The 16,473-nt window shown below is 65.7% G+C and carries 12 protein-coding genes; 6 read left to right on the forward strand and 6 right to left on the reverse strand.

From position 1 onward, the window contains the following. Positions 1-78: 78 nt before the first annotated feature. Together BXU08_RS10510 and BXU08_RS10515 are read right to left on the reverse strand one after the other, a co-directional pair. Positions 79-1,617 carry a sodium:proton antiporter gene (locus BXU08_RS10510; protein WP_077510014.1) on the reverse strand — a complete coding sequence of 513 codons (1,539 nt, stop codon included), beginning with the start codon at positions 1,615-1,617 and terminating at the stop codon, positions 79-81. A gap of 29 nt (positions 1,618-1,646) precedes the next feature. Next, positions 1,647-2,366 carry a dienelactone hydrolase family protein gene (locus BXU08_RS10515; RefSeq protein WP_077510015.1) on the reverse strand — a complete coding sequence of 240 codons (720 nt, stop codon included), beginning with the start codon at positions 2,364-2,366 and terminating at the stop codon, positions 1,647-1,649. Positions 2,367-2,439: 73 nt separating this feature from the next. Between BXU08_RS10515 and gpmA the strand changes: the two genes are divergently transcribed. The 3 genes from gpmA (at position 2,440) to BXU08_RS10530 (ending at position 4,770) form a co-directional block, all read left to right on the forward strand. Then, positions 2,440-3,126 carry a 2,3-diphosphoglycerate-dependent phosphoglycerate mutase gene (gpmA, locus tag BXU08_RS10520; RefSeq protein WP_077510016.1) on the forward strand — a complete coding sequence of 229 codons (687 nt, stop codon included), beginning with the start codon at positions 2,440-2,442 and terminating at the stop codon, positions 3,124-3,126. 121 nt (positions 3,127-3,247) lie between these two features. Next, on the forward strand, positions 3,248-3,703 hold the full coding sequence (purE, locus tag BXU08_RS10525) for a 5-(carboxyamino)imidazole ribonucleotide mutase (RefSeq protein WP_077512268.1): 456 nt from the start codon (positions 3,248-3,250) through the stop codon (positions 3,701-3,703). Further along, on the forward strand, positions 3,700-4,770 hold the full coding sequence (locus tag BXU08_RS10530; protein ID WP_077510017.1) for a 5-(carboxyamino)imidazole ribonucleotide synthase: 1,071 nt from the start codon (positions 3,700-3,702) through the stop codon (positions 4,768-4,770). The genes purE and BXU08_RS10530 overlap by 4 nt, the downstream gene beginning before the upstream one ends. A 192-nt stretch (positions 4,771-4,962) precedes the next feature. Here the strand turns inward: BXU08_RS10530 and BXU08_RS10535 are convergent, their stop codons facing one another. Continuing rightward, complete coding sequence (locus tag BXU08_RS10535) at positions 4,963-5,262, reverse strand: hypothetical protein (RefSeq protein WP_077510018.1); 300 nt, start codon at positions 5,260-5,262, stop codon at positions 4,963-4,965. Between the two features lie 20 nt (positions 5,263-5,282). After that, positions 5,283-8,129 carry a pitrilysin family protein gene (locus BXU08_RS10540; protein WP_077512271.1) on the reverse strand — a complete coding sequence of 949 codons (2,847 nt, stop codon included), beginning with the start codon at positions 8,127-8,129 and terminating at the stop codon, positions 5,283-5,285. Positions 8,130-8,272: 143 nt separating this feature from the next. Between BXU08_RS10540 and BXU08_RS10545 the strand changes: the two genes are divergently transcribed. From BXU08_RS10545 to clpB, 3 genes are all read left to right on the forward strand, one after another. Next, positions 8,273-9,901, forward strand: a complete 1,629-nt coding sequence (locus tag BXU08_RS10545) for a M20/M25/M40 family metallo-hydrolase (protein ID WP_077510019.1) — start codon at positions 8,273-8,275, stop codon at positions 9,899-9,901. A gap of 83 nt (positions 9,902-9,984) precedes the next feature. Then, complete coding sequence (locus tag BXU08_RS10550) at positions 9,985-11,349, forward strand: DUF4157 domain-containing protein (protein ID WP_077510020.1); 1,365 nt, start codon at positions 9,985-9,987, stop codon at positions 11,347-11,349. Positions 11,350-11,494: 145 nt separating this feature from the next. After that, positions 11,495-14,074: an ATP-dependent chaperone ClpB gene (gene clpB, locus BXU08_RS10555; protein WP_077510021.1), complete on the forward strand. Its 2,580-nt coding sequence runs from the start codon at positions 11,495-11,497 to the stop codon at positions 14,072-14,074. A gap of 42 nt (positions 14,075-14,116) precedes the next feature. Here the strand turns inward: clpB and BXU08_RS10560 are convergent, their stop codons facing one another. Together BXU08_RS10560 and BXU08_RS10565 are read right to left on the reverse strand one after the other, a co-directional pair. Beyond that, the gene (locus BXU08_RS10560) at positions 14,117-14,377 is read right to left on the reverse strand and encodes a hypothetical protein (RefSeq protein WP_077510022.1); all 261 of its coding nucleotides are present in this window, start codon (positions 14,375-14,377) and stop codon (positions 14,117-14,119) included. 83 nt (positions 14,378-14,460) lie between these two features. Continuing rightward, complete coding sequence (locus BXU08_RS10565) at positions 14,461-16,473, reverse strand: tetratricopeptide repeat-containing sulfotransferase family protein (protein ID WP_077510023.1); 2,013 nt, start codon at positions 16,471-16,473, stop codon at positions 14,461-14,463.

Consider the following 16,473-nt stretch of genomic DNA (forward strand, 5'->3'; position numbering starts at 1 on the left):
TGGGGTCAGAACCCGATTAGCCAGTGATTTGATAAAGCCCTCCCCCTTGATGGGAGACGGGTTATTAAGGCTCCAGTCTCAACCCTCCTCCATCGTCCGCTGCTCGGCGGGCCCAATGGCCAGCTCGCGCCAATCGAGCTCTTCCTGCAGCCGCTCGAATTCTTCGGCGCCGATCGCGTCGGAGTCGCGCAGCGCATGCAGCCGATCGCGCTGCGCCGCGATTGCCGAGAGTTTCAGCTCCCGCCGCGCCTTGAAATCGGCATAGGCCTCGCCGCTATCGATCGCGGCGCGGTCGCCCTCGAACTGGAGGCGCACTGCGTCGGCGGCGGCTCCAGGCGTCCCGGAAACTGAGGATAGCGCCGCATCTGCCAGCGCGCGCTGTGCCTGGCGGCGCTCGTCCCGGCCGTCGTCCTCGCCCAGCCCGAGCAGGCGGATCAGCGGCGTGAGCGTGAGCCCCTGTACCACCACGGTCGCCAGCACCACCGCGAAGGCGGACAGCACGATCAGGTCGCGCTGGGGGAAATCGGATGGGAGCGCGAACGACGCGGCGAGCGTGACCAGACCGCGCATGCCGCACCAGCCGACCACCACGCCCTGCGCGAAGCTCGCCGGCTCGGCATCGCCGCGCAGCCAGGGGAATCGCGCCGCCAGCCGGTTATAGACCAGCACCCAGGCGAGCCGCGTGACGATCACGCCTGCGACGACCATCGCGGCGACGCCCGCCGCCTCCCGCAGCCGATCGGGGCTCATCGCGCCGACGATCGCGCGCACCTGCATGCCCATCAGCAGGAAGGCGAGGACGTTGAGCACGAACACGGCGACGCCCCACACCGCGAACGACTGGATCCGGTTGCGCGCGTCGATCTTCGTGCGCGGGCTGTTGGCGATGAACATCGCCATCGCGACGACGCAGAGCACTGCCGAGAGCCCCAGCCGCTCGGCGAGCAGCCAAGCGAGGAAAGTGTTGACGAATTCGAGCAGATTGCCGCCGAACGAGTTGCGCGTGTACGGGAGGATGAAACGGAATGCCCAGCCAAGCGCAAGCCCGAGCGCGATGCCGCCGGGCACGGCCAGGCCGAGCCCGAGCCCGACGACGCCGTCGATCCCGCCATGGCTCTGGATCTCCACTGCGGCGGCGAACAGCAGCAGCGCGGTGGCGTCGTTGAGCAGGCTTTCGCCGGTGAGTTCCTGGACCGTCCGGCGCGGCAGCGATGCCGAGCGCAGCACCGTGGTCGCCGCAGCGGCATCGGGCGGTGCGACGATCGCGCCGAGGGTGATCGCGGCGGCGATCGGCAGCCCGGCAAACGCCCAGCCGATCCACGCCACGACGGCGGTGGTCAGCAGCACCGCGACGACCGCAAGCGCGACCAGCGGCCGCCACAATTTGCGCACCGCGGCGAGCGGGAAATCGAATGCCGCATCGAGCAGCACGGGGGCGATGAACAAGGCGAGCGCGGTGCGGCCGTCGAGCCCGATCGCCGGCGTTCCGGGCACCAGCGCGACGATCACTCCCGCGGCGGCGAGCATCGCCGGATAGGGAATCGAAGTTCGCCGTGCGACTTGCAGCAATATTACCGCAAGCAGCAGAAGCGCGACGAGGCTTTCGAAGAAAGTCATTACGGTGCGCTAACGCACCAGAAACGGATTCAGGCGAACAGCCGTTCGAGGAAGTCGGTCATTGCCCGCCGACTGCGCCGATCGGCGCGGGGTTCATAGGCGATGTCGCCGGGTCCGGCCCTGCCGGTGTCGGTGAAGGCGTGACCGGCATGGCCAAAAGCGAGGAGCTGCCAGTCGGCACCGCCTGCCGTCAGTTCGTTCGCCAGCGCGACGGTGGCGTCGGGCGGCGAGAGCGGATCGTCCCAGCCGTGGCAGACCAGCAATTTCGCCGCGATCGGCGTTACGCTCGGATAGTCGGGCCGGTCATAGACGCCGTGGAAGCTGACGCCGCCTAGGATGCCGAGCCCGGCGCGGGCCATGTCGAGCACGCATTTGCCGCCGAAGCAGAAGCCGATGGCGGCGGCGCTGGCGGGATCGGCCTGCGGCAGGTTGGTCAGCGCGGCGAGCGATGCCGCGAGCCGATCGCGGAGCAAGGCGCGATCGGCGTTGAGTGCGTCCATGTAGCGGCTGCGATTGTCCTCGTGCAGCGTCGTTCGCCTGCCCTGCCCGAATACATCGGCGGCAAGCGCGACATAGCCGAGCTCGGCGAGCGCCTCGGCCTTCAGATTGTCGGCTTCCTTCTGGCCAAGCACATTGGGCAGCACAAGCACGCACGGGCGCTTGCCCTGGATCGCGTCGTCCCACGCCGCAACGCCTTCGAACGGACCGCCGGGGCCGTCATAGACCAGAGCCTGCCGAACGATCGCCATGGCGCATCTCCCTTTGCGAAGCTGCGGCATCTCTCTATCAGCCGCGGCGAACGTTCAAGTCGAAGGAGGCCCCATGCCCACGCTCGTCCTCATCCGCCACGGCCAGTCCGCCTGGAATTTGGAGAACCGTTTCACCGGCTGGTGGGACGTCAACCTGACCGATCAGGGCATCGAGGAAGCCAAGGCCGCAGGCAGGCTGCTCGCCGAGAAGGGCCATGATTTTGACCAATGCTATACCAGCCTGCAGACCCGCGCGATCAAGACGCTCAACCTCGCGCTCGAGGAAATGGGCCGGCTGTGGCTCCCGGTCGAGAAGGACTGGGCCTTGAACGAGCGCCATTATGGCGGACTGACCGGGCTCAACAAGGCCGAGACCGCCAAGATCCACGGCGACGAGCAGGTCCAGATCTGGCGCCGCGCCTTCGACATCTCGCCGCCGCTGGGCGAAGCGGACAGCGAGTTCGACCTGTCGAAGGACCGCCGCTATGCCGGGATCAAGATCCCGCAGACCGAAAGCCTCAAGGACACGATCGCGCGCGTCCAGCCCTATTGGGAAAAGAAGATCGCGCCCGATCTCAAGGCCGGCAAGCGCGTGCTCGTCTCGGCGCACGGCAATTCGCTGCGCGCGCTGGTCAAGCATCTGTCGGGGATCCCCGACAACGAGATCGTCAGCCTGGAGATCCCGACCGGCCAGCCGATCGTCTATGAGCTCGACGACAACCTGGTGGCGACGGACCGGTATTACCTGAGCGAGCGCTGAGCTTCCAAGCCCTCCCCTTCAGGGGAGGGCTTAAGTGTGTTGCCCTGCCCGCCCCTCCCCTCTAGGAACCCCGCTTCCACACGTGACGGGGCAGGACGTGGCACCTCTGGTCGGCATCATCATGGGCAGCACTTCCGATTGGGAGACGATGCGCCATGCTGCGCGCGTGCTCGACGAACTCGGCGTGCCGCACGAGACTAAGGTCGTCTCGGCGCATCGCACCCCGCAGCGGCTCTACGACTATGCCACCGGCGCCGCCGACCGCGGGCTCAAGACCCTCATCGCCGGCGCGGGCGGCGCGGCGCACCTTCCCGGCATGGCAGCGGCGATGACGCATTTGCCGGTGCTCGGCGTGCCGGTCGAATCCAAGGCGCTCAAGGGCATCGACAGCCTCTATTCGATCGTCCAGATGCCCGGCGGAATCCCGGTCGGGACGCTGGCGATCGGCAAGCCCGGCGCGATCAATGCCGGCCTGCTCGCCGCGGCAATCCTCGCGACCTCGGACGAGGCGCTCGCCGAGCGGCTCAAGGCGTGGCGCGCGGCGCAGACCGACGGCGTGGCGACTGACCCAGAATGACCGCTTTGCCCCCCGGATCGGTGATCGGCATCCTCGGCGGCGGCCAGCTCGGGCGGATGCTCGCAGTCGCCGCAGCGCAGCTCGGTTACCGCACCCACGTCCTCGCCCCCGATGCCGAAAGCGTCGCCGCGCAGACTGCGTCGAGCTATACTCGCGCCGACTATCACAGCCGCATCGTCCTCGACGAAGTCGCCGGACAGACGGACGTGGTGACTTACGAATTCGAGAATATCGCAATCGGCCCGGTCGAATATCTCTCGGGCAAGGTGCCGGTGCGGCCCGGCCCGCAGAGCCTGTCGATCGCACAGGACCGTGCGCGCGAAAAGGCGTTCGTCGGTGCGCTGGGCGGGCGGACCGCGCCGTGGGCGCCGGTGTCGACGATCGAGGAACTCAAGGCTGCGATCGACACGATCGGCGCGCCGGCGATCCTCAAGACGCTGCGGCTGGGCTATGACGGCAAGGGCCAGGTCCGCATCCACGACGCCGCCGAAGCCGAGGCGGCATGGGCCGATATCGGCGAGCGGCCGGCGATCCTCGAAGGCTTCGTGACCTTCAGCCACGAATTCTCGATCATCACCGTGCGCGGCGTTGACGGCGCGCTGACCAGCTATCCGCCTCCGTGGAACGAGCACAAGGACGGTATCCTCGCACGCTCCACGCTCCCCGCCCCGGCCGAGATCGCGCGGCATTGGGCCGAAGCGGCGACGCTCGCCGGCCGGGTCGCCGAGGCGCTGGGCCATGTCGGGGTGCTGACGCTCGAATTCTTCGCGACCGAGGACGGCCCGGTGTTCAACGAAATGGCGCCGCGGGTGCATAATTCGGGGCATTGGACGATTGAGGGCGCCGAGACCTCGCAGTTCGAGAACCATATCCGCGCGATCTGCGGACTGCCGCTGGGCAGCACGGCGCTCACCGGTAGCCATGTCGAAATGATCAATCTGATCGGCAGCGACGCCGATAATTGGGCGGAATTACTCGCCGAGCCAGGGACACATCTACACCTCTACGGCAAGGGCGCTGCCCGCCCGGGACGCAAGATGGGGCATTTGACGCGGGTTAAGCGCTGATCCAATTCCTCCCTCGCGAAGCGGGGGAGGTGGCGCCGAGGCAACGGAGGGAGCATCTCCCCAAGGACGTCGCTCGCGGTGAGGCCCCCTCCACCAGCTTTGCTATCCCCCCTCTCCCGCTTCGCGAGGGAAGAATAGAAAAAGGCCCGCTCCTTTGGGAAGCGAGCCCATTTTCTCACCCGAAGCAAAATCTCAGCCGCGCGTGCCCGTGATCGGGAAGCTGCCGAAAGCGCCTGCGGTGACGGTGCCATTGAGGTTGTCGCCGTCCACGGTCGCCTCGACGGTCAGCGTCATCGGCATCGGCACGGTGATGTTGAGCGAGAAGTTCAGCGTGTCGCCATCGACCTTGCCGTCGGTGATGTCGGTGGTGCCGAGCCCGCCCGAGAAATTGCCGGTAAAGCTGTCGCCCGCGCTCTGCACGGTCAGCACTGCCTGCTGATCGCCCATCGGGGACTTGGTCACCGTGTTCCAGCTGCCATCGACATTCGCCATTTGCTTCTCTCCTGACGTGATTATTTCGATGCGGCGAGCGCGGGCGAACCCGCTATCGCCGCTGCCGGGACCACCTCGACAGGCAGGCCGAGGCTGTCAAGCTGTGGCTTGACGGTCTTGGCGTCGCCCACGACCACCCACACGAACTTCTTCGGGTCCAAAGCCACGCGTGCCGCAGCGTCAAGCTGGGCGACGGTCATCGTCCGATATTTTTGCGTGACGGTGTCGTAGAAATTGTCAGGACGCTTGCGCAGATCGTTCTGCTGCATCGCCGAGAGCACTGCGCCCGAAGTCTCGAATCGGCCGGCAAGTTCGCGGGTGGTGCCGTTGATCTCGCGGGTCAATTCGGCGTCGGTGACGCCCTTGGTGGTGAGGAAGTCGCCGACCTGCTGCTGGAGCGCCTTGATCGAATCGCCGGTGCGATCGGCCTGGACTGGAGCGCTGATCACATATGGCACCGCCTTTTCGAGCCAGTCATAGCCGCCGCGCACGCCGTACGACCAATGCTTGTTCTCCCGCAGCTCCATATTGATCCGCGACAGGAAGCCCGCGCCGAGGACCTGGTTGGCGGTCACCGTGGTGAGCAACTCACTCGACGGATCGAGCGAAGTCATCTGCGCGGCGAGGATCAGCGACTGGGGCGAGTCGGGCCGGTCGATCAGCACGATCTTCGGCGCGACCTGTTCGGGCGCGACGGTAAACGCCTTCGTGCCTGCGGCGCCGACGCCCTTCCAATTGGCGAAGCGCGCCTCGAGCGCGGCCTTGACCTCGGCGAGCGGACGATCGCTGACCACGAAGATCTTGGCCTTATCCGGACGGATCCACGCGTGGTAGAAAGCGAGCAGATCTTCGCGGGTCAGCGACTTTACCGCAGCCGGATCGCCGCCGCCCGCGGCAAGTTTGGCATACGGGTTGCCGGCGCCATAGATCAGCGGCGGCAGCGCGCGATTGGCGAGGCCCTGCGGGCTGGTCAGCTCGGCGGCGATGCCGGTGAGCTGAGTCGAGCGCAGCCGCTCGATCTCGTCGGGTGCGAAGGCCGGGTTGCGGACAACATCGGCGAACAGATCGAGCGCACCGCCGAGGTTGGGGCTCGGCGCGGTGACGCCGAGATAGGTACGATCCGATGAGCTGCCCGTGCTGATGCTAGCGCCCAGCCGCTCGCGCGCCTCGGCGATCGCGATCGAGTCCTTGGTCGTGGTGCCTTCATCGAGCAGCGAGAGGACGAGGTTCTGGGTGCCCAGCTTGTTCGCCGGATCGGCAACGACGCCCGCATCGAAGCTCATCACTACCTGCGTGACCGGAACTGCGGTGCGGTTGGCATAGACGATCTCGACACCGTTCGAGAGCTTGCTGCGCTCGATGTTCGGGAAATCGAGATCGCCGATCTGAGAGACGTCGGGGAGTGCGCCGCGGGTGCCCTTGGACGGCTCGGCCTTGGCCGCGCCCTCGGCGGGCTTGGTCGCGGCAGGAACCGTTGCCGCTTCCTGATACGCTTCGCGCTGGCCCGGCTCGACCATGATCGTCAGCGAGGGACGGGTCAGCCACTTCTTGCCGGCGGCCTGGACCTGCGCCGGGGTGACCTTCGCGGTCTCTTCGAGCTGCTTCTTGTAGAAGCCGGGATCGTTCGAATAGAGCGCGCCCGAGGCAAGCGCGACGGCCTTGCCGCCGAAGCCGCCAACGGACTCGAGCCCCGAGATGCGGCCCGACACGGCCGTGGTGGCGACGCGCTGGACTTCGTCCGCAGTCGGGCCGTTGTTGATCAGGTCGGCGACGATCTCGTCGAGGCGCTTCGCCACCAGATTGGCATCGACGCCGGGCTTCACGATCGCCTGGACCTGGAAGATGCCGAGCTGCGACATCGACTGGATGCCGGCCGAAACCTGCACCGCGCTCTTGTCCTTACGAACCAGCGCATTGTCGAGCCGCGAGCTGGCGAGGCCGCCGAGCACGTCGCCGAACACGTCGAGCGCCACCGATTCGGGATCGTTGAGGCCGGGCACCGCCCAGGTGCGCATGATCATCGTCGCGGCGACGCGGTCCTTCATCACCACGGTCTTGGACTGGGGCAGCGTCGGCACCGTCACCGTCGGCAGCACGCTCTTGGGACCCGCGGCGATCGCGCCGAAATACTTCTCAACCAGCGGACGCGCTTCCTTGGCGTCGACATCGCCGGCGAGGACGAGGATCGCGTTGTTCGGGCCGTAATGCGAGCGGAACCAGTTCTTTACGTCATCAAGGCTGGCAGCGTCGAGGTCGGCCATCGAACCGATCACGTTATGACCATAGGCGGTTCCGGCGAGCAGCTCTTCGAGCAGCTTGTAATAGACCAGCCCATAAGGCTGGTTGTCGCCCTGGCGCTTCTCGTTCTGGACAACGCCGCGCTGCTCGTCGAGCACCGCCTGGTCGATCGCGCCGAGCAGATAGCCCATGCGGTCGCTTTCGAGGAACAGTGCGCGATCGAGCGCCGGGCGCGGCACGGTCTCGAAATAATTGGTGCGATCGAAGCTCGTGGTGCCGTTGAAGTCGGTGGCGCCGACCTGCTTGAGCGGTTCGAAGAAATCGCCCGGGGCGTTTTCCGATCCGTTGAACATCAGATGCTCGAACAGATGCGCGAAGCCGGTCTTGCCCTTGGGCTCGTGCTTCGATCCGACATCGTACCAGGTCGAGACCGCGACGATCGGCGCCTTGCGATCGGTATGGACGATGACGCGCAGGCCGTTCTTGAGCGTGAATTCCTCGTACGGAATATCGACGCGCTTCACCAATTCGGCGACCGGCACGGGCTTGGCGGCCTGCTGCGCGGCGGCGGGCATGGAAGCGGCGAGTGCGATAGTGGCTGCGCTGCAGGACATCAGAAACGACTTCATGTTGTGATTTTCCCCGGAGAGGATCGATGCTGGCGCGACCATAGCGACGGAAGTATCCGCTGCAACCGAATCCGTGGGCGTTTTCAGCGGTGCGCTTTTGGATTAGCCTGCGTCGACGACGCTCCTCGAAAGACCTCCCGCACATGCGCGTTCCGATGCTCCTCGCCGGGCTGTTGCTCGTTCTTGCGCCCGCCGCCGCGCAGACTGCACCCGACGCGCCCGCGTTCAGCGCCGCCGAGATCCGCAAGCATGTGACCTTCCTCGCCGACGACAAGCTCGAAGGCCGCGATGCCGGCACGCCGGGCCACGAGACCGCGGCGCGCTATGTCGCCGAGCAATTCGCAGCACTGGGGCTCAAGCCCGGCGGCGACGAGGGCGGCTGGTATCAGCAAGTATCGCTGGCCGAATATGGCCTGGACGACCGCCGCCCCGCTTCGCTTCGCATCGACGCGCGCAAATTCACCAATGGCGGCGACGTGTTGATCGCCCCGTCGCCGCGCTTCGGCAGCACCACGCAGACGATGACTGGCGAGGCGGTGTTCGTCAGCTACGGCCTCGAGGCGCCCGAGCTTGGGCTTGACGACTATGCCGGGCTCGATGTGCGCGGCAAGTTTGCGGTGATGCTTGTTGGTCTGCCTAAGGGGCTCTCTGGAGAAGCGGCCGCAACGCTTAACCGGAGCCGGGGGACGGTCGCGGCGAAACATGGTGCCATCGGCATATTGTACGTCGTTCCACCCGACGACGCGCGGCGGTGGCGTTATGCGTCCGACACGCTGCTGCAGGACGCGCACAAGTGGCTCAGCAAGGAGGGGTATCCCGACGGGCAGGATCCCGGCGTTCAGATCGGGGCATATCTCAACGCCGCCGCAGCCGCGGCATTGTTCGAAGGCGCGCGCACGAGTTCGGCGCAGGTTTTCGCGGCTGCCGGCGCGCCGAAGGGCTTCGCGCTCAAGCACCGCGTCACGCTGGCTCGGACCAGCAAGGTACACGCCTATCGCAGCCCCAACGTCATTGGAATCCTGCCGGGCTCGGACCCCAAGCTGACCGACCAATATGTGGTGCTGAGTGCGCATCTCGACCATGTCGGCCGCGACCCGCATCTGCCCGGCGACAAGATCCACAACGGCGCGATGGACAATGCCGCAGGCGTGGCGACGATGATCGAGGCGGCGCGCGCCTTTGCGAAATCGCTGAACCGCCCCAGGCGTTCGATCCTGTTCGTCGCGCTGACCGCCGAAGAGGACGGGCTGCTCGGATCGAGTTACCTCGCCCAGCATCCGGTGACGGGCACCGGCCGCGTAGTCGCCGACGTCAATCTCGACATGCCGATCCTGCTCTACGACTTCCAGGACGTCATCGCATTCGGCGGCGAGCATTCGACGATGGGCGAGATCGTCGCCCGTGCCGGGGCACGGATGGGTGTCACCGTCTCGCCCGATCCGATGCCCGAGGAGCAGTTCTTCGTCCGTTCGGACCATTTCAACTTCGTCAAGGCGGGCGTGCCGTCGATCTTCCTGATGACCGGCTTCAAGAATGGCGGCGAGACGGCGTTCCGCGATTTCCTGGCGAACCATTATCACCAGCCTTCGGACCAGATCGACTTGCCATTCAACTGGGAGGCCGGCGCCAAGTTCGCGCGGCTGAACTATTGGATCGCGCGCGAAGTAGCGGATGCCGACGGGCCTCCACGCTGGTATGAAGGCAACATGTTCGGCGAGCGTTTCGCCAAGGAAGCGCCCAAGGCGCCGCGGCCGGCAAAGCCGATCGGCTGACCGTGCCGAAACGGATGCGGTTGATCCCGCACCGGCGCCGAAAGCGGGCATGATGTGCGGGGCCCCGTAACGAGGAGCAGGCAATGGCGGAGCGCACGCACCGGCCGCCGAGACAATCGAACGCCACCAAGGCGGAGGCCTTGCCCGGCCGGTCGCCGAATGCGCTCGACGCGCGCGACGCAGTGGCCCAGCTTCGTGCAATGGCGGCGCGGCTGAACACACGGCCGACGCCCGCGACGGCGCAGGCCAAACGCGTTTCCGGCAACGGGCTTCCCGCCGATCTGAAGACCGGGATGGAGGCAATATCAGGTATCGCGCTCGACGACGTGCGCGTGCATCGCAATTCGGCAAAGCCCGCGCAAATGCAGGCGCATGCCTTTGCGCAGGGCACCGACATTCACCTCGCGCCGGGTCAGGACCGGCATCTGCCCCACGAAGCGTGGCATGTGGTTCAGCAGAAACAAGGCCGGGTGCGGCCGACGCTGACCACTAACGGCACGGCGATCAACGACGACCCGGCATTGGAGCGGGAGGCGGATATGATGGCCAGCCGTGCCGCCCGGCCGCCAACCGTGGCGTCAGCGCCGGCGCAACGCGTCGCGGCGGGCGATGTCGCCCAGTGCATTCTCATAAAGGTGACGACCCGCAAGCAGATGGCGTCACGCGTTGTCGACAAGGTGCAGTTCGCGGAACGCGTGCCGACCGTGGCGTCAGGCGGCCAAGGCGATCATACCGTTGCCGAAGCGCTGGTCGAACTGGCTCTGGAGACGCACTGCGTCAACAAGACTCATCTCGAAATCGCCAAAACTCTTCCGGAAATGCTGCTGCATCTCGATTCCCAGACCAGTGCCAAATATCTCGGCGAGGACAATAAATATCACAAGATCGACTTGGGAGGCATTTTCCCGCTGATCGGCAACTATGCCGAAGCGGCGGCGAACGGTGCCGATGGCGAAGATCTCAACGAAATGCTGAGCTACATCCTCGAAATGTACCTGCGCGTATGGAACAAGCGTGCCGGTTCGGCCTATTTGCGGTCGGAGGGCATGACTACCGGCGGCTCGGGAGGCAGCGAAGAGAAAAAGGCCAAGAAAGAGCTCTCCGAGCTTTCCAAGCGCAAGGATCTGCATGAGGACGTCGATGACGAAGGAACGGGCTGGAAACTCACAGCCGCCCGGGCACTGACCAAGTTTATCGACTTCAAGGCTCCGAAGAATATCAAGGAAGCGGCGGAGCACCTGAAGACTGCCGTCGATCTTACAGTGAATTTGCTGGAGGATGGTGAACAGCATTACGAGCATATCGGCACGATTGCGGTTCAGCTCTTTGCCAGGATGCACGGCCTCGACAAAAAAGCCGAAGAGGCGCTCGATAGCGCAACCTTCTTCTTGCTCAACGGCGAGGTGTACAGCGATTCCGATGAAGGAGAGGACATGATCTCCAAATAGGCCGTTAGATCTGGGTGCATACGCATAACGGCGCATCGAAGCTCGGCCTTACGAGGAGATGCACCTGAAGATCGATACGGATAGGATGGCCCTTGTGTTGCACATTGGCAACACTACATCGCCTGCGTAACCAACAGGGGCCAGCATGAACCTCGAGAAATTCACCGATCGCGCCAAGGGCTTTCTCCAGTCGGCGCAGACCGTAGCGATCCGCATGAGCCATCAGCGGATCGCGCCCGAGCATCTGCTCAAGGCACTGCTCGAAGACGAGCAGGGGATGGCGAGTGGGCTGATTGCCGCGGCCGGCGGCGATGCCAAGCAGGCGCTGACCGTGACCGATGCGGCGCTCGCCAAGATTCCCGCGGTGTCGGGCGGCGGGGCGCAGCAGACGCCCGGCCTCGACAATGATCTGGTGCGGGTGCTCGATTCTGCCGAGCAGGTCGCGCAAAAGGCGAGCGACAGCTTCGTTACGGTCGAGCGGATGCTGCTCGCGCTGACGCTGGCGACGACCACCGCCGCGGGCAAGGCGCTAGCCGCCGCCGGGGTTACGCCCGAGGGGCTGAACGGCGCGATCAACGCGCTGCGCAAGGGCAAGACCGCCGACACGGCGGGCGCCGAGGACCGGTATGACGCGCTCAAGAAGTTCGCGCGCGACCTGACCCAGGCCGCGCGCGACGGCAAGCTCGATCCGGTGATCGGCCGCGACGAGGAGATCCGCCGTACGATCCAGATCCTTGCGCGCCGCACCAAGAACAATCCGGTGCTGATCGGCGAGCCCGGCGTCGGCAAGACTGCGATCGCCGAGGGGCTGGCGCTGCGCATCGTCAATGGCGACGTGCCCGACGGGCTGAAGGACCGAACCTTGATGTCGCTGGACATGGGGTCGCTGATCGCTGGCGCGAAGTATCGCGGCGAGTTCGAGGAGCGGCTGAAGGGCGTGCTCGACGAAGTGAAGGCTGGCGAAGGCGACATCATCCTGTTCATCGACGAGATGCACCAGTTGATCGGCGCCGGGAAAAGCGAAGGCGCGATGGACGCAGGCAATCTGCTCAAGCCCGCGCTCGCCCGCGGCGAGCTGCATTGCATCGGTGCCACGACGCTCGACGAGTATCGCAAATATGTCGAGAAGGACGCCGCGCTGCAGCGGCGCTTCCAGCCGGTGTTCGTCGGCGAGCCCACAGTCGAGGATACGATTTCGATCCTGCGCGGGCTGAAGGAGAAATACGAGCTGCACCATGGCGTGCGGATCACCGACGGCGCACTGGTCAGTGCCGCGACGCTTTCCAATCGCTACATCACAGACCGCTTCCTGCCCGACAAGGCAATCGACCTGATGGACGAGGCTGCGTCGCGCATCCGCATGGAAGTGGAGAGCAAGCCCGAGGAGATCGAGAATCTCGACCGGCGGATCATCCAGCTCAAGATCGAGCGCGAATCGCTCAAGAAAGAAACCGACGCGGCATCGCAGGACCGGCTTGCCAATCTGGAAGCCGAACTCGCCAATCTCGAGCAGCAATCGGGCGAACTGACGCAGCGCTGGCTCGCCGAGAAGGACAAGAACCTGTCCGAGGCCAAGCTGCGAGAGCAGCTGGAAGCGGCCAAGATCGAACTCGACCAAGCGCAGCGCAGCGGTAATCTCGCGCGCGCCGGCGAGCTTTCCTATGGCGTGATTCCCCAGCTCACCCGGCAGATCGCCGACTCCGAAATCGCGACCAAGGACGCGATGGTCCGCAAGGAAGTCACTGCCGACGACATCGCCGCGGTCGTCGCACGCTGGACGGGTATCCCGATGGAGCGGATGCTGGAAGGCGAGCGCGAGAAGCTGCTCCACATGGAAGAGCAGCTGGGCAAGCGCGTGATCGGCCAGGCCGAGGCGGTCAAGGCCGTGGCGACTGCGGTGCGGCGTTCGCGCGCCGGGCTACAGGATCCGAATCGGCCGCTCGGCTCGTTCCTGTTCCTGGGACCGACGGGCGTCGGCAAGACCGAGCTGACCAAGGCGCTTGCCGAATTCCTGTTCGACGACGGCAATGCAATGGTCCGCATCGATATGAGCGAGTTCATGGAGAAGCATTCGGTCGCGCGGCTGCTCGGTGCGCCTCCGGGCTATGTTGGTTACGAGGAGGGCGGCGTACTAACCGAGGCGGTTCGCCGGCGGCCCTATCAGGTGGTACTGTTCGACGAAGTCGAGAAGGCGCATGCCGATGTGTTCAACGTGCTGCTCCAGGTGCTTGACGATGGGCGGCTGACCGACGGCCAAGGCCGCACGGTCGATTTTTCCAACACGATCGTAATCCTGACGTCGAACCTCGGTTCGCAGTTCCTCACCAACCTCGCCGATGGGCAGAAGGTCGAGGATGTCGAGCCGCAGGTGATGGAAATCGTGCGCGCGCATTTCCGGCCTGAATTCCTCAACCGGCTCGACGAGATCATCCTGTTCCACCGGCTCGCCGCCGAGCATATGGCGCCGATCGTCGACATCCAGGTCAGCCGCGTCGGCAAGCTGCTTGCCGATCGCAAGGTCAAGCTCGACCTTACCGACGCGGCGCGCGCCTGGCTTGGACGGGTGGGCTATGATCCGGTCTATGGTGCACGTCCGCTCAAGCGCGCGGTGCAGCGTTATCTGCAGGATCCCCTCGCCGACATGATCCTGCGCGGCGACGTGAAGGACGGATCGACGGTGCACATCGATGAAGGCGACGGCGCGCTCAGCCTGAGCATCGCCTGACGCGTATAGGCGTGCCGGCGGGTTGCCGCCGGCACGTCGGCTTCAGCAACCGGCCTGGCGCTGGCAGGTGTTGGTCTGCGACTTCTCGACATTGTGGCGATCCAGCAGGCGCTGTTCGGCCCATTCGGCGCGCGTCATGCAGACCTTGCGCGTCTGGAGGCGGCTGCCGAGCACGTCCTCCTTCTTGCAAATGACTTCATTGGGATCGCGCGCCTTCTTGGTGCCCTCCTGGGCAAATGCCGCAGGGACTACGAGCGAAAGCAACGATGCCCCGACGATCGCGGCGGCGGCGGTTCTGGCCATGACATGCTTCCCGAAAACGAGGCCCGCCCAGGGGCGGTGATAAAGCGTGATTTTGGACCCGAACCGTGTTGCGAGTCCAGTGCCTAGAGATCGTAGTCGAATTTCCTGGCCCAGGGGGCGAGCACCGGCAGCACCGGCTCCAGATGTGCGCGATAGCGATGCCAGCGGCCGGCGGCGCGCTTGTAGATCGGCTCGACCACCTGCGAATAGCTGGCGGTGGTGATCAGCCCGCGCGACTTTGCCGTGCGGGTATGGTCGAGCGCCTCGGCGTGCCATTCCAGCCCCAGCCAATCGAATAGCGGCCGGACCTCCGCCTCGACATTCTCGATCAGGCGTTCGTAGACGATCGTGTGGCTGTCGACCGAGAGCAACGAGTTGGCACGTTCCCAATGGCTGAAGCTGAGGTCGTAGAGTTCGGCTGCGTCCTCGATCCGCAAGAAGTTCGACATCGCGCGGTTGAGCTTGAAGTTGCTCATGAAGCAGCTGAGCAGCACGTCGCACGGATGGCGCAGCGCGAGGATGAAGCGCGCTTCGGGGAACAGCCGCTTGATCAGCGGCACCTTGCTGAGGAACAGCGGCGACTTGTCGACGAGAAGGCGCCCGGGCTCGAGCGGCACTAGCTTGGCGACTGCCTCGAAATAGCGCGCGCGCGCCGCGGCGATCTCGTCCGCGCTCATCGTCGCGAGCCTGGCCAGTCCGCCGATCGCTTCGTCAACCATGTTAAGCGGCGGCTTCTCCTCCATCACGATCGTGCCGGGATGGCCCATCAGGATCGTGTCGAGCAACGTGGTGCCCGAACGCGGGAAGCCGACCAGGAACACCGGCGCGGGATGCTCGGGCGGCGGCGTCTCGCGGCTCCAGCCGGCTACCCATTCGTGCGTCATCAGCGAAAGCTCGCCGCGGAGTTCAGTACGCAGTTCGGCAGCGCGCGCGATTGGGTCCAGCGGGCCTGCGGCGTGCAGTCGCGCGGTTTCTTCATACCAGTGGAATGCTTCATCCGAGCGGCCGAGCCGATCGAGCAGCGTCGCTCGCAGATGCGCAGTGCGCTCCGGCTCGATCCCGGGCGGCACCAGCGCGAGGGCTTCCAGCCCTTCGTCGAAGCGCTTGGCGCGGCGATGCTCGAACGCGCGCAGGAAGCTGAGCGTGCCGATATCGACGCCGCTCGCTTCGCCCAGCGCGATCAGCGGCGCGAACTCCTCTTCGCGATTGGTGTGCTCATATTGGATGGCGAGGCCGAGATAGGCGTCGCTCGTCGTGGGATCGAGCGCGAGGACGCGGCGATAGGCCGCCTCCGCCGCATCGGTTTCCATCGCCAGCCCGTGCTCGACTGCGCGCTTGAGCTGGACGCCCGCGTGCGCGGGATCCCGCTCCGCCGCCTGCTGCAGCGCCGATAGCGCCTCCTCGTGGCGGCCATCGCCCTTCAGCTGCACATAGAGTTCGTGCAGGGCATGGGCGTCGCCCGGAAAGTCCGTCGCTGCGGCACGCAGCACGGCTTCGGCTTCGGGACGCCGGCCGGCTTCGCCAAGCGCGGCGGCAAGATTGACTCGCGTCGGCGCCGCGCCGGGATCGAGCGCCACCGCACGCTCCAGCGCGGCGATGCTGGCGTCATATTCCCCCAGCCCCGACCTGGCGTTGCCGAGGTTGTTCCAGCTCTCGAAATCCTGCGGCGCACGCGCGAGAATATAGTCGTAGATGTCCGCCGCCTCGGCGAAGCGATCGAGCGACTGCGCGAGGAAGCCGCGATAGCGCGCCACTCGCAGCGTGGAATCGGTGAGCGCCAGCTCGTGCGTCGCCACGTCGAGCGCCGCTTCGCGATCGCCCAGATCGATCAGCACCGCGACCAGATTGCACGCGATCGTCGCATCCGCGGGGCGGCCGAGATGGGCGTGGCGAAGATGACCGGCGGCTCCGGCAAGATCCCCTCCCCGCGCACAGACCATCCCGAGGAAGGCGTGCAGCGGAGTCGGATCGGCGCTTCGTGGGATCGCGCTTTCGGCGAGCGAACGGGCGCGAGGGAAGTCGCCCGCCTGCGCAGCGCGCATTGCTTCGCGGAGCGCTTCCGCAGTGGTTGCGTCGAGCATCGGTGCACTGGCCAT

The sequence above is a fragment of the Sphingomonas sp. LM7 genome, assembly GCF_002002925.1.
Taxonomy (GTDB): domain Bacteria; phylum Pseudomonadota; class Alphaproteobacteria; order Sphingomonadales; family Sphingomonadaceae; genus Sphingomonas.

Excerpts from the sequence above, each read along its gene's own strand:
- BXU08_RS10510 (WP_077510014.1), bottom strand. The coding sequence starts at position 1,617 with ATGACTTTCTTCGAAAGCCTCGTCGCGCTTCTGCTGCTTGCGGTAATA.
- BXU08_RS10515 (WP_077510015.1), bottom strand. The coding sequence starts at position 2,366 with ATGGCGATCGTTCGGCAGGCTCTGGTCTATGACGGCCCCGGCGGTCCG.
- gpmA (WP_077510016.1), top strand. The coding sequence starts at position 2,440 with ATGCCCACGCTCGTCCTCATCCGCCACGGCCAGTCCGCCTGGAATTTG.
- purE (WP_077512268.1), top strand. The coding sequence starts at position 3,248 with ATGGGCAGCACTTCCGATTGGGAGACGATGCGCCATGCTGCGCGCGTG.
- BXU08_RS10530 (WP_077510017.1), top strand. The coding sequence starts at position 3,700 with ATGACCGCTTTGCCCCCCGGATCGGTGATCGGCATCCTCGGCGGCGGC.
- BXU08_RS10535 (WP_077510018.1), bottom strand. The coding sequence starts at position 5,262 with ATGGCGAATGTCGATGGCAGCTGGAACACGGTGACCAAGTCCCCGATG.
- BXU08_RS10540 (WP_077512271.1), bottom strand. The coding sequence starts at position 8,129 with ATGAAGTCGTTTCTGATGTCCTGCAGCGCAGCCACTATCGCACTCGCC.
- BXU08_RS10545 (WP_077510019.1), top strand. The coding sequence starts at position 8,273 with ATGCGCGTTCCGATGCTCCTCGCCGGGCTGTTGCTCGTTCTTGCGCCC.
- BXU08_RS10550 (WP_077510020.1), top strand. The coding sequence starts at position 9,985 with ATGGCGGAGCGCACGCACCGGCCGCCGAGACAATCGAACGCCACCAAG.
- clpB (WP_077510021.1), top strand. The coding sequence starts at position 11,495 with ATGAACCTCGAGAAATTCACCGATCGCGCCAAGGGCTTTCTCCAGTCG.
- BXU08_RS10560 (WP_077510022.1), bottom strand. The coding sequence starts at position 14,377 with ATGGCCAGAACCGCCGCCGCCGCGATCGTCGGGGCATCGTTGCTTTCG.
- BXU08_RS10565 (WP_077510023.1), bottom strand. The coding sequence starts at position 16,473 with ATGGCCAGTGCACCGATGCTCGACGCAACCACTGCGGAAGCGCTCCGC.